Source organism: Brevundimonas sp. KH_025 (assembly GCF_057839885.1).
In genome coordinates this window covers 144,847-156,253 of record NZ_CM174501.1, presented here as the reverse complement: position 1 = coordinate 156,253, position 11,407 = coordinate 144,847, and the positions used below count along the sequence as shown (strand labels likewise).

Sequence of the window (11,407 nt, the reverse complement as noted above, 5' to 3'; positions counted from 1 at the left end):
TCGGACCTGCGACGGGTCCTAGTAGCGGTAGTGTTCCGGCTTGAACGGACCCTCGGTCGGGACCGAGATGTAGTCGGCCTGGGCCTGGGTCAGCTTGGTCAGCTTGGCGCCCAGCTTGGCCAGGTGGAGGAAGGCGACCTTCTCGTCCAGGTGCTTGGGCAGGGTGTAGACCTTGTTCTCGTAGGCCGAGACGTTGGTCCACAGCTCGATCTGGGCCAGGGTCTGGTTGGTGAAGGAGGCCGACATGACGAAGGACGGGTGGCCCGTGGCGTTGCCCAGGTTCACCAGACGGCCTTCCGACAGCAGGATGATCTTCTTGCCGTCCGGGAACTCGACGTGGTGGACCTGATCCTTGATCTTGTCCCACTTGAAGTTCTTCAGGCCGGCGACCTGAATTTCCGAGTCGAAGTGGCCGATGTTGCAGACGATGGCGTTGTTCTTCATCCGGCGCATGTGATCGACGGTGATGACGTCCTTGTTGCCGGTCGTCGTGACATAGATGTCGGCGCGGTCGGCGACGTCGTCCAGGGTCTGGACCTCATAGCCTTCCATCGCCGCCTGCAGGGCGCAGATCGGGTCGATCTCGGTGACGATGACGCGGGCGCCGCCGTTGCGCAGCGAAGCCGCCGAGCCCTTGCCCACGTCGCCGTAGCCGCAGACCACGGCGACCTTGCCCGACAGCATGACGTCGGTGCCGCGACGGATGGCGTCGACCAGGCTCTCACGGCAGCCGTACAGGTTGTCGAACTTGGACTTGGTGACGCTGTCGTTGACGTTGATGGCGGGGAAGGGCAGCTCGCCGCGCTCGGCCATCTGATACAGGCGGTGCACGCCCGTGGTCGTCTCTTCCGACACGCCGCCGATGGCGTCGCGGATAGCCGAGTAGAAGCCGGGCTTCTCGGCGATGTAGCGCTTCATCACCGCGAACAGGGCTTCTTCTTCCTCGTTCTGCGGGTTCGACAGGACCGAGATGTCCTTTTCGGCCTTCGGGCCAAGCACGCACAGCAGGGTGGCGTCGCCGCCGTCATCGAGGATCAGGTTCGGATAGCCGCCGTCGGCCCATTCGAAGATCTTGTGGGCGTAGTCCCAGTATTCCACCAGGGTCTCGCCCTTGGTGGCGAAGACCGGCGTGCCGGCGGCGGCGATGGCGGCGGCGGCGTGGTCCTGGGTCGAGAAGATGTTGCACGAGGCCCAGCGCACTTCGGCGCCCAGGGCTTCCAGGGTCTGGATCAGAACCGCCGTCTGGATGGTCATGTGCAGGGAGCCGGCGATGCGGGCGCCCTTCAGCGGCTGGGCCGCGCCGTATTCCTCGCGCAGCGCCATCAGGCCCGGCATTTCGGTTTCGGCGATGGCGATTTCCTTGTTGCCGAAATCGGCCAGGGAAATGTCGCGAACGATGTAGTCGGTCATGAAGGAGTTCTCGCGGCGAGGATTTTCAAGGCGCCGCTATAGCGCGCCCGGCCCGGCGGGGCAATCAACCCATAAGGATAGCTTTATATGACAGGCCGCCAGCGCCGCGCCCCAGCCCTACGGACTAGTACGTAGCCCCGCCTTAAGAGCCGCAATACCCATAAGGTTCAAAGGGATATCCAGGCGCGCTCCCTTGCGCCGCATTGCTTAGAAAGACGACGACGATGGCCGGTGAAGACATCCAACACCGCATGGGTTTCATGGGTCTGGGTCAGGCGTCGCCCGGCTATCGCGCCATGAGTCCGCTGCTGCGGCAAGAAGCGCCGGTGGCCCTGGCCGCCTTCTACGACCGGGTGCGCGCCGAGCCGACCACGCGCCGTTTCTTCCGCGACGAAGGCCACATCAGCGCCGCCAGCAACGCCCAGCAGCGTCACTGGGACGCCATCATCGACGGCCGCGCCGACGCCGACTACGCCCAGTCGGTGCGCACCATCGGCCATGTCCACGCCCGCATCGGGCTGGAGCCGCGCTGGTATATCGGCGGCTACAGCGTCATCCTGGCCCACCTGACCCGCGCCATCGCCCAGCGCCCCCGGAAGTTCTGGGCCAGCAAGCGCGAGCACGACCGCGTCACCGCCGAGGCCGTCGCCGAACTGACCCAGCGGGTCATGCTGGACATGGACCTGGCCATCTCCATCTACCTCGACGTGCTGCAGGAGCAGCGCGACAAGGTCCAGGCCGCCCACGCCGAGGCCGAGGCCCGCCAGACCGAGGTGGTCCGCGCCCTGGGCGCCGCCCTGCACGACCTGGCCGAGAACGACCTGTCGACCACCATTCCGGGCGTCTTCCCCGAGCAATACCGCAGCCTGCAAAACGACTTCCACGCCGCCACCCGCGCCCTGCGCACCGCCGTCCGCGCCGTGGCCGACAGCGTCGAGAGCCTGAGCGCCGGCTCGAACCAGTTGGCGACCGCCTCCGAGGACCTGGCCAGCCGCACCGAGCGCCAGGCCGCCAACCTGGAACGCACCGTCAACGAGGCCGACGCCATCGCCCGCGCCGTGGCCTCGACCGCCGACAACGCCCGCCAGACCGCCGAGGCCCTGGCCGCCGCCCGCGTCGATGTCGAGGAAAGCAGCCAGGTGGTCGGCGAAGCCGTCGCCGCCATCCACGCCATCGCCGAGTCCTCGACCGGCATCGCCCGCTTCACCAGCCTGATCGACGAGATCGCCTTCCAGACCAACCTTCTGGCCCTGAACGCCGGGGTCGAGGCGGCGCGCGCCGGCGACGCCGGTCGCGGCTTCGCCGTCGTGGCCCAGGAAGTCCGTGCCCTGGCGCAGCGCTCGTCCGAGGCCTCGGGCGAGATCCGCACCCTGATCTCCACCTCCTCGGCCCAGGTGGCGCGCGGCGTCGATCTGGTCGAACGCACCGGCGAGGCGCTGGAGCGCATCGGCGGCCGGGTGGTGGCCATCGACGGCCTGGCGAGCGGCATCGCCGGCTCGGCCCAGGACCAGGCCGAGGGTCTGGCCCGCGTCCGCCGCACCATGGGCGAGATGGACGACATCACCCAGCAGAACGCCGCCATGACCGAGGAAGCCACCGCCGCCGCCCGCCAACTGGCCAACGAGGCCGTCAGCCTGAACCAGCAGGTCGGTCGTTTCCGTCTGGATCGCGGGTCGTCCGGCGCCCCGCATCTGCGCGCGGTCAGCTGATTGCGTTTACGGACTGGCGCATGACGCGGCGCACGGCTTAACTCCCCCGAAAGTTCAAGGGGGAGTTTCGACCATGAAGACCATTCTGACGGGCGCCGTCTGCGCCATCGCGCTGACGGGGGCCCTCACCACAGCCCTGCCCGCCGCCGCCCAGACCGCTTCGGCGCCCGCGCCCGGCGCCGTGACCCTGATCCAGGCCGGGCGGCTGCTGGATCATCCCGGCCGGGCGCCGCGCGGGCCTTCGACCCTGGTGGTGCGCGACGGCAAGGTGGTCGAGATCCGCGACGGCTTCGTCGACGCCTCAAGCTTCCCCGGCGCGACCGTGGTCGACCAGCGCAACCGTTTCGTCCTGCCCGGCCTGATCGACAGCCATGTGCATCTGGTCTCGGACGTCGCGGGCCAGGCCGGCTTCCTGGCCGGGATCACCGACAATCTGCCGGTTCGCGCCTACAGCGCCGCCATGAACGCGCGAAAGACGCTGATGGCGGGCTTCACCACCGTTCGTAATCTGGGCGACACGGGCGGCGTCACCCTGGCCCTGCGCGGCGAGACGGCGGCCCACCGCCTGCCGGGGCCGCGCATCATCGACGCCGGCAACAGCATCTCGACCACCTCGGGCCACATGGACGGCCGCCTCGGCTTCAACGACGACCTACGCGAGCACGTGGCCCACGACAACGTCTGCGACGGCGCGGACAACTGCCGCGAGGCTGTGCGCCTGCAGGTCGGCCGCGGCGTCGACGTCATCAAGATCGCCACCACCGGCGGGGTCAACAGCCGCATCGGCGCCGGCCTGGGCGCCCAGATGTTCGAGGACGAGGCCAAGGCCCTGATCGACACGGCCCACCTGTACGGCAAGAAGGTCGCGGTCCACGCCCACGGCGTCGACGGCATCAACCTGGCCCTGCGCATGGGCGCCGACTCGATCGAGCACGGCACCATCTTCGACGACGAAACCCTGCAGCTGCTGCGCCGCACCCGCGCCTATTACGTGCCGACCCTGTCGGTGGTGAACGGCTACACCGAGCGGCTGGCCGCCGACCCCGAGGCCTATCCGCCCGAGGTCCTGCCCAAGATCCGCTGGCGCATCCAGATCACCGGCCAGTCGCTGCAACGCGCCGTGCCCGCCGGCGTCCGCATCGCCTTCGGCACCGACGCGGGCGTGTCCAAGCACGGCCGCAACGCCGACGAGTTCGAGCTGATGGTCAAGAACGGCATGACGCCGATGACCGCCATCGAGGCCGCCACCGTCAACGCCGCCGACCTGCTGGGCCTGTCCGACGAGGTGGGCGTTCTGGCGCCGGGCAAGCGGGCCGACGTCATCGCCGTGGCGGGCGATCCGCTGACCGACGTGACGACGCTCAAGACCGTCGCCTTCGTCATGCGCGACGGCCGCATCTACAAGGATGAACGCTAGAGCGTCTTCCGACTTGGCCTCGGGGCGAGGCGCGGCTAAGGCTTCGCCCCATGGCTGACGACGCTTCGATCCGACCCGCCCGCGATCTCTCGATCCCCCGTCACGACTGGACGCTGGAGGAGGTCGAGGCCCTGTTCGCCCGCCCCTTCATGGAGCTGGTGTTCGAGGCCGCAAGCGTGCACCGCGCCACCTTCGACCCCAGCGAGGTGCAGAAGTCCCAGCTGCTGTCGGTCAAGACCGGCGGCTGCGCCGAGAACTGCGGCTACTGCTCGCAGTCGGCCAGCTTCAAGACCGGGCTCAAGGCCGAGAAGCTGATGGAGCCCACCGCCGTCATCGCCGAGGCCATGGCGGCCAAGGCAGGCGGGGCCAGCCGCTTCTGCATGGGCGCCGCCTGGCGCGAGCTGAAGGACCGCGACACGCCCAAGCTGGCGGCCATGATCTCGGGCGTGAAGGCCCTCGGTCTGGAGACCTGCGCCACCCTGGGCATGCTGAACGCCGACCAGGCCAAGCAGCTGAAGGACGCGGGCCTCGACTACTACAATCACAACCTCGACACCGGGCCGGAATACTACGCCGAGGTGGTGACGACCCGCTCCTATCAGGACCGGCTGGAGACCCTGCAACACGTCCGCGACGCGGGCATGAGCACCTGCTGCGGCGGCATCGTCGGCATGGGCGAAAAGCGCCGCGACCGCGCCGGCCTGCTGCACACCCTGGCCACCCTGCCCGCCCATCCCGACAGCCTGCCGGTCAACGCCCTGGTCCCCGTCGGCGGCACGCCGCTGGGCGAGCGGGTGCTGAAGGAAGGCGAGATCGACCCGATCGAGTTCGTCCGCACCGTCGCCGTCGCCCGCCTGGTCTGCCCGCAGTCGATGGTCCGCCTGTCGGCCGGTCGCGAGGGCATGACGCCGGAAATGCAGGCCCTGTGCTTCCTGGCCGGCGCCAACTCCATCTTCGTCGGCGGCAAGCTGTTGACCACGCCCAACCCGGAAGAGGACGACGACGCCAAGCTGTTCGCCCTGCTGGACCTCAAGCCCATGCCGCTGCGGGTAGAGGCGCGGAGCTAGGGCTCCGCGCCGCCCTCGTCGGGTTAACGCGATTTCATTGGCGCGCAGCCTTGCCCAACGGCAAAGCTTGGGCATGAGTTCGAACCTCGCCCCACCCGCGGCGGACTTCCGGCGGCCCTTTCGCGGCTGGCTGGCGTTCGACGTCAGGACCGGGTTGATCCTTCTCGCCCTGTTCAGCGTCGCCCGCTTCGGCCTCGTCATGCTGGCGAACGTCACCCGCGACTACGGTCTGGTGTCCGCCTTCTTCATCGTCATGGCGCTGACGCCGCTGGTCCTGCTGACCCGGTCGGGACGGGCGCGGATCGGGCTGAACTGGCGCCCGAGTCTCGCGGGACTGGGGCTGGGCGCCCTTCTGGGCGCGGGGTGTTGCGTCGTCCTGATCGCCACCGCCAGCCTGCTCTTCGCCGCCCCCGGCGACAACGCCTTCGTCTATGTGGCGGGCACCTATTCCGCCCTGCCGGACCAGATGGACGACACGCTGCGGCTGATCATGTTCGCCGTCTTCGCCGTGATCGGCATGAGCTTCAGTCCGATCGGCGAAGAGTTGTTCTACCGCGGCCTGGTCCATGAATCGTTTGTCGTCCGCCTAGGCGAAAATCGCGCCGCCTGCGTCGACGCCGCCGCCTTCGCGGTCGTCCATCTGGCCCATTTCGGGCTGGTGTGGCGCGGCGCCGGCTGGGTGCTTCTGCCAGCGCCGGCCCTGTGGTGGCTGTGCGGCATGTTTGCGACCGCCCTGGCCTTCACTTGGGCGAGACGCGCGAGCGGCTCGGTTCTGGGGGCCGTCGCCGGGCACGCCGCGTTCAACCTCGCGATGACCGCGTGGATCTTCTACGGGCTTCGAGTCTAGTCCAACCCGAACAAGGGGCGCTACCGCCCCGGACGCCGCGTCATGGCCGAGGCTGGCGCCAACTGCAGGCCGCGCGCCTCAAGCCCCGCCGTCCAGCGGGCGGCGGCTTCGACGGTGACGGGGTAGCTGAAGCCGGTTCCCAGGGCCGCGCCGCGGGTCTTGGCGGCGGCTTCCAGGGCGTTGAGCTGGCCCATGATGGCGGCGGGGGTCTGGCTTTCGTCGATGATGCGGTCGGCGCTGGCGCGGGCGAAGGCGCCGGGCTTCCTGCGCATGGAGCCGTCGTCGAGGAAGGCCAGACCGCGCTGACGCAGCACGCCCAGCATGGCGCCCATGCCCTCGTCCGAGGTCGCGAAGCGGTCGCCCAGATAGTTGGTCACGCCGAAATAGCCGACAGCGCGGCCCAGCAGCCAGTCCAGCTTGGCCTCGACGTCGTCGGCCCCGCCGCTGGACAGCAGGGTGTAGGGGCCGGGATCGTTGTCGGGATAGCCGGTCGGCTCCATCGGCAGTTCGATCATCACCTCGTGGCCCTGGGCGCGGGCCATGTCGATCCAGGCCTGCAGCCCCTCGGCGTAGGGGACGAAGCTGAGCGTCACCTCGGCGGGCAGGCGCTCGATGGCCGCGCGGGTGGTGACGGCGTTCAGGCCCAGTCCGCCGACGACCAGCGACACCATGGGCTTGCCGTTCGAGCGGAACGGCCGGGCGTAGGCCTGGGCCGGGACGCGGCCGTCCGGCGCGATGCGCGGCAGGGGGCCGTTCGGACCGGGCGAGAACAGGCCGGCGATAGGGGCCTTGGCCAGGGGATTCGACGGCGCGCGAACGGGCGCGCCGATGGCCGAGCCGCCCGCCACGCTGGCGCCGTCCGGCAAGGTGATCAGGGCCTCGGTCCCGGCCGCGCCGTTCGGATCCAGCAGGGCCGGATCGCCGCCGGCCAAGTCCTGATAGACGTCCAGCCCGCTCATGGAAAAGGCGTCGGCGCCCGTGGGGGCCGGATCGGCGGCGGCGGCCGGGCGTTGCAGGGCCACCCGGGCCGAGGGCGCGCCCGCGCGCGGGTCGCCCAGAACGGCGACGAACAGAGCCCCGGCGGCCAGGACGAAGACGCCCGCCGCGCCCACGGCGACCGGCGGCTTCTTCAGCGTCGCCACGACGGCGTCAAGGCTCAGGCGCGAACGGGCCTCCGGCGGCAGGCCGGCGGTGGCGGCGAGAGCGGACTGGCGCTTGGCGAACATGGACAGGGCGGCGCTCGAACGACAGGGGCGGGACTGGAGAACCGCACGGCGCGGCTCCCCTCGATCCTCACTTATCCCCAGCGCCGGTTAAGAAACCCTAACGCCCCGTTCACCACGTCTGTCGGAGGGATCAGTCCCTTTTCGGTTCATTGCCGGGGGTGACTTCCGGCCCGCGCGCCGGGCGGTCAGGCGACTGCCCCGGCATGACCGCCTCGGCCGTCTCGATCGGCTTGGCGCCCGGCTCCGTGACCACGACGTTCGTCGGCGCGGCGGCCAGCCTGGCTAGGTCGCCGCCGGCGCGCAGCACGTCCAGGGCGCGTTGCAGCTGATAGTCCTTGGCCTTGTCGAAGTCCGGCCCCGGCGCTTCGTGCGGCGTGTGCGGCCCCTTGCGCTCGGCGCCGATGGAGGAGTCCAGCGCCGTGGCGTAGGCGGCCTCGGAATAGATGAAGCTGGAGCGCGAGACGATGCGCGCCTCGGCCTCGGAGCGCGCCACCTCCAGGTCCGGCTCGATGCCGATCTTCTGGATCGAGCGGCCCGACGGCGTGTAGTAGCGCGCCGTGGTGATCGACAGGGCGCCGTCAGCGCCGCCGCGCAGCGGGATCACCGTCTGCACCGACCCCTTGCCGAAGCTGGTCAGGCCGACGACCGTCGCCCGCTCCTGATCCTTCAGGGCGCCGGCCACGATTTCCGAGGCCGAGGCCGAGCCGTAGTTGATCAGGACCACGACCGGTAGGCCGCCGGTCAGGTCGCCCGGCCGGGCGGCGTAGCGTTCGATCTGATCCGGCTTGCGACCGCGCTGGCTGACGACCTCGCCGCGTTCCAGGAAGGCGTCCGACACGTCGATGGCGGCGGTCAGCAGACCCCCGCCGTTGTTGCGCAAGTCCAGGACAAAGCCCTTGATGCCGGGTTTCTCGGCCTTGAGACGGTTGATCGTCTCGGTCAGTTCGCGGCCGGTGTTTTCGTTGAAGGTCGAGATGCGCAGATAGCCGAAGTCGCCTTCCAGTCGGCCGGTGACGGATTCGACCTTGATGACCTCGCGGGTCAGGACCACTTCGCGCGGCTCCTCGCCGTCGCGCAGGAAGGTGACGGTGACGCTGGCGCCGATCGGGCCGCGCAGCTTTTCGGAGACCTCGGATACGGTCAGGCCGGCGGCGTTCTGGCCGTCGATGGCGCTGATGACGTCGCCCGCCTGAACGCCCGCGCGCCCTGCCGGACTGTCGTCCATCGGCGAGATGACCTTCACCAGACCGCCCTCGGAGGTGATGGTCAGGCCGACGCCGGAATACTCGCCTGTCGTCCGCTCGCGCAGGTCGCCGTAGGACTTGGCCGGCAGATAGTTGGAGTGCGGATCCAGCGCCGTCATCATGCCCTGCAGGGCGGCCTCGATCAGCTTCTTGTTGTCGACCGGCACCACATAGGCCTGTTCGACGATGCCCAGCACGTCGCCGAACATCTGAAGCATCCGGAAGGTCTCGTTGCGCGGGGTCTGGCTGGCGACCGCCGCCGCCGATCCGCCCAGGGCCAGGGCGGCGCAACCGATGAGAAGCAGTTTACGCATTCGGTGTCTTTCCATCGGACCCGCGCGGGCTCCGGTCGTCCAGGGAGGCGCAGGCGCGTTCGGACGCCGACGTCAGATGTGACGATACAATCAGCCTCGGCGCGGATTTGAAAGGACTTTCGCGCTGTCCGGGGCCTATTGCAGCCCCCTACTGAAGCCAGGGCGCGGGGTCGATGGGGCGTTCGTCGCGGCGCAGCTCGAAATAGGCCTCGCCCTCCTCGCCGGTGCGGCCCAGGGCCTGGCCGTCGCCGACCCTCTGCCCGGTCTCAACCGACAACTGGTCCAGCCCGGCCACGACGACCCGCCAGCCGGGTCCGAGGTCCAGGATCACCACCTCGCCCCACTCCTTCAGCGGCCCGGCGTAGGCGACGCGGGCGGGGGCCGGGGCGGCGATGACCTCATGGCTGGAACGCCAGCGCCAGCCGCTGGAGCCGCCGCCGAAACGCTGCGACGGCGCGCCCTGCACCGGGGCGGTCAGGCGGCTGCGTCCGGCGGGCAGACGGGCGGCGGGGGCCTCGACGGCGGCCTCGGCGACCATCGGCGTCTGGCCGCCCAGTTCGCGAATACGGGCCTCCAGCGCGCGGGTGGCGCGCTCGGCGCGCGCAGCCTCGGCGCGCAGGACGGCGCGCAAGGCGACCTTTCGGGCCGACAGGCTTTCGATCTCGGCCCGGCGGTCGCCCTGGGCGCTCTCGACGGTGAACAGGCGCTCGCTGGACAGGGCGGCCAGGCGGCGGATGCGGATCACCTCGGCCTGACGATCGACCAGGGTCTTGGCGCGCGCCTGAAGCTCGGGCGTCATGGCGCGGATCAGGATGGAGGCGCGCACTGTGTCCACCGCCTTGTCGGCCGGGATCAGCAGCGGCGGCGGCGGCTTGCGGCTCATCATCTGCAGGGCCGACAGCAGCCGTCCCTGCCCGGCCCGCTCACGCGACAGGGCGGCGACCAGGGCGGCCTCGCGGTCGCCCAGTTCCTTCAGACGGGCGCGCTGGGATTCCAGTTGCACGTCGTCCGCGGCCTCGGCCTGACGCAACTGCGCCAGTTGGCGATCCAGATCGACCACCTCGTCGCCGGCGGCGGCGGCCTCGGCGCGCAGGCGCCGGGCGCGCGCGGTCTCGTCGCGATATTCGGCCTGCAGCCGGGTCAGTTCAGGGTTGGGCGCAGCCGCGCGCTGGCTGGACGCCGGACCGGCGAGGGTCAGCGCCAACCCCGACGTCAGCAGAAGAAACCCCGCCCCCCGGCGCATCAGTCGCGATGATAGGGCGAGCCGGACAGGATGGTCACGGCGCGATAGAGCTGTTCGGCCAGCATGGCGCGGGCCAGGGCGTGGGGCCAGGTCTGCGGCCCGAAGGCCAGGGTCGAGCGGGCGGCGCGGCGCACGCTCTCGTCCAGCCCGTCGGCCCCGCCGATGGCGAAGACCAGGCGACGCTCGCCCTGATCGCGCAAGGTCGCAATGTGGTCGGCGAAGGCGCGCGACGAATAGGTCTTGCCCCGCTCGTCGCAGGCGATCAGGTGCGCGCCCTCGGCGGCGGCCAGGATCAGCTCGGCCTCGGGGGCCTTGCCCGATTTGCGGGGTTCGAGATCCACAAGCTCCAGCGGCCCCAGCCCCAGCGGACGACCCGCCAGGGTCGCCCGTCGGGCGTAGTCGTCGGCCAGGGCGGCCTCGGGACCGCGGCCCGGCTTGCCGATGGCCGCGATCGCCAGCTTCATGGGGTCAGCTCAGTCCGAGGATCAGGCGGCGCCGGCGCCGCGGTGGGCGCTGTCGATCGCCCAGATCTTCTCGATATTGTAGAAGGTGCGCACTTCGGGGCGGAACAGGTGGACGATCACGTCGCCCGCATCCAGCAGCACCCAGTCGCAGTGCGGCAGACCCTCGACCTTGACCTTGCCCAGACCCATGTCCTTGAACAGGCGCAGCAGGTGGTCGGCCAGGGCGCCGACGTGGCGGTGCGACCGGCCCGAGGCCACGATCATGGCGTCGGACATCGGGCTTTTGCCGCGCAGGTCGATCAGGACCATGTCCTGAGCCTTGTCGTCGTCGAGTTTGGCGATGATGGCGCGTTCCAGATCGGTCAGGCCGACCGGAAGCGGGGCTTGATCGCCGGTACTGGGACCGCCTTCGGCCTGACCGTCTTCGGAATGGACGGACTCGATCGGGTCCATCTCGTGCGCCGAG

Annotated in this window: 10 protein-coding genes; 4 read left to right on the top strand and 6 right to left on the bottom strand. The window is 70.0% G+C overall.

Annotated elements, in window-relative coordinates:
* Window positions 1-18: 18 nt before the first annotated feature.
* A complete protein-coding gene (gene ahcY / locus AC3IS2_RS00760) occupies window positions 19-1,410 on the bottom strand; it encodes an adenosylhomocysteinase (RefSeq protein ID WP_489198768.1) in 1,392 nt (463 codons plus the stop codon).
* 224 nt (window positions 1,411-1,634) lie between these two features.
* On the opposite strand from ahcY, the gene AC3IS2_RS00755 reads away from it, so the two are divergent.
* From AC3IS2_RS00755 to AC3IS2_RS00740, 4 genes are all read left to right on the top strand, one after another.
* Window positions 1,635-3,119, top strand: a complete 1,485-nt coding sequence (locus tag AC3IS2_RS00755; RefSeq protein ID WP_489198767.1) for a globin-coupled sensor protein — start codon at window positions 1,635-1,637, stop codon at window positions 3,117-3,119.
* A gap of 73 nt (window positions 3,120-3,192) precedes the next feature.
* Window positions 3,193-4,536 (top strand): metal-dependent hydrolase family protein, encoded by a 1,344-nt coding sequence (locus tag AC3IS2_RS00750; RefSeq protein WP_489198766.1) that lies wholly within the window; start codon window positions 3,193-3,195, stop codon window positions 4,534-4,536.
* Window positions 4,537-4,586: 50 nt separating this feature from the next.
* Window positions 4,587-5,603, top strand: coding sequence for a biotin synthase BioB (bioB, locus tag AC3IS2_RS00745; protein WP_489198765.1), 1,017 nt, complete (start codon window positions 4,587-4,589; stop codon window positions 5,601-5,603).
* Between the two features lie 73 nt (window positions 5,604-5,676).
* On the top strand, window positions 5,677-6,450 hold the full coding sequence (locus AC3IS2_RS00740; protein WP_489198764.1) for a CPBP family glutamic-type intramembrane protease: 774 nt from the start codon (window positions 5,677-5,679) through the stop codon (window positions 6,448-6,450).
* A gap of 20 nt (window positions 6,451-6,470) precedes the next feature.
* Here the strand turns inward: AC3IS2_RS00740 and AC3IS2_RS00735 are convergent, their stop codons facing one another.
* From AC3IS2_RS00735 to rsfS, 5 genes are all read right to left on the bottom strand, one after another.
* Window positions 6,471-7,676: a divergent polysaccharide deacetylase family protein gene (locus AC3IS2_RS00735; RefSeq protein ID WP_489198763.1), complete on the bottom strand. Its 1,206-nt coding sequence runs from the start codon at window positions 7,674-7,676 to the stop codon at window positions 6,471-6,473.
* 130 nt (window positions 7,677-7,806) lie between these two features.
* Window positions 7,807-9,234, bottom strand: coding sequence for a S41 family peptidase (locus tag AC3IS2_RS00730; RefSeq protein WP_489198762.1), 1,428 nt, complete (start codon window positions 9,232-9,234; stop codon window positions 7,807-7,809).
* Between the two features lie 148 nt (window positions 9,235-9,382).
* Window positions 9,383-10,438 (bottom strand): murein hydrolase activator EnvC family protein, encoded by a 1,056-nt coding sequence (locus tag AC3IS2_RS00725; RefSeq protein WP_489198761.1) that lies wholly within the window; start codon window positions 10,436-10,438, stop codon window positions 9,383-9,385.
* Between the two features lie 38 nt (window positions 10,439-10,476).
* Window positions 10,477-10,941 carry a 23S rRNA (pseudouridine(1915)-N(3))-methyltransferase RlmH gene (gene rlmH / locus AC3IS2_RS00720; RefSeq protein WP_184266435.1) on the bottom strand — a complete coding sequence of 155 codons (465 nt, stop codon included), beginning with the start codon at window positions 10,939-10,941 and terminating at the stop codon, window positions 10,477-10,479.
* Between the two features lie 21 nt (window positions 10,942-10,962).
* On the bottom strand, window positions 10,963-11,394 hold the full coding sequence (gene rsfS / locus AC3IS2_RS00715) for a ribosome silencing factor (protein ID WP_489198760.1): 432 nt from the start codon (window positions 11,392-11,394) through the stop codon (window positions 10,963-10,965).
* Window positions 11,395-11,407: the final 13 nt, after the last annotated feature.

Excerpts from the sequence above, each read along its gene's own strand:
- AC3IS2_RS00740 (WP_489198764.1), top strand. The coding sequence starts at position 5,677 with ATGAGTTCGAACCTCGCCCCACCCGCGGCGGACTTCCGGCGGCCCTTT.
- rlmH (WP_184266435.1), bottom strand. The coding sequence starts at position 10,941 with ATGAAGCTGGCGATCGCGGCCATCGGCAAGCCGGGCCGCGGTCCCGAG.
- AC3IS2_RS00750 (WP_489198766.1), top strand. The coding sequence starts at position 3,193 with ATGAAGACCATTCTGACGGGCGCCGTCTGCGCCATCGCGCTGACGGGG.
- AC3IS2_RS00735 (WP_489198763.1), bottom strand. The coding sequence starts at position 7,676 with ATGTTCGCCAAGCGCCAGTCCGCTCTCGCCGCCACCGCCGGCCTGCCG.
- AC3IS2_RS00755 (WP_489198767.1), top strand. The coding sequence starts at position 1,635 with ATGGCCGGTGAAGACATCCAACACCGCATGGGTTTCATGGGTCTGGGT.
- AC3IS2_RS00730 (WP_489198762.1), bottom strand. The coding sequence starts at position 9,234 with ATGCGTAAACTGCTTCTCATCGGTTGCGCCGCCCTGGCCCTGGGCGGA.
- rsfS (WP_489198760.1), bottom strand. The coding sequence starts at position 11,394 with ATGGACCCGATCGAGTCCGTCCATTCCGAAGACGGTCAGGCCGAAGGC.
- ahcY (WP_489198768.1), bottom strand. The coding sequence starts at position 1,410 with ATGACCGACTACATCGTTCGCGACATTTCCCTGGCCGATTTCGGCAAC.
- bioB (WP_489198765.1), top strand. The coding sequence starts at position 4,587 with ATGGCTGACGACGCTTCGATCCGACCCGCCCGCGATCTCTCGATCCCC.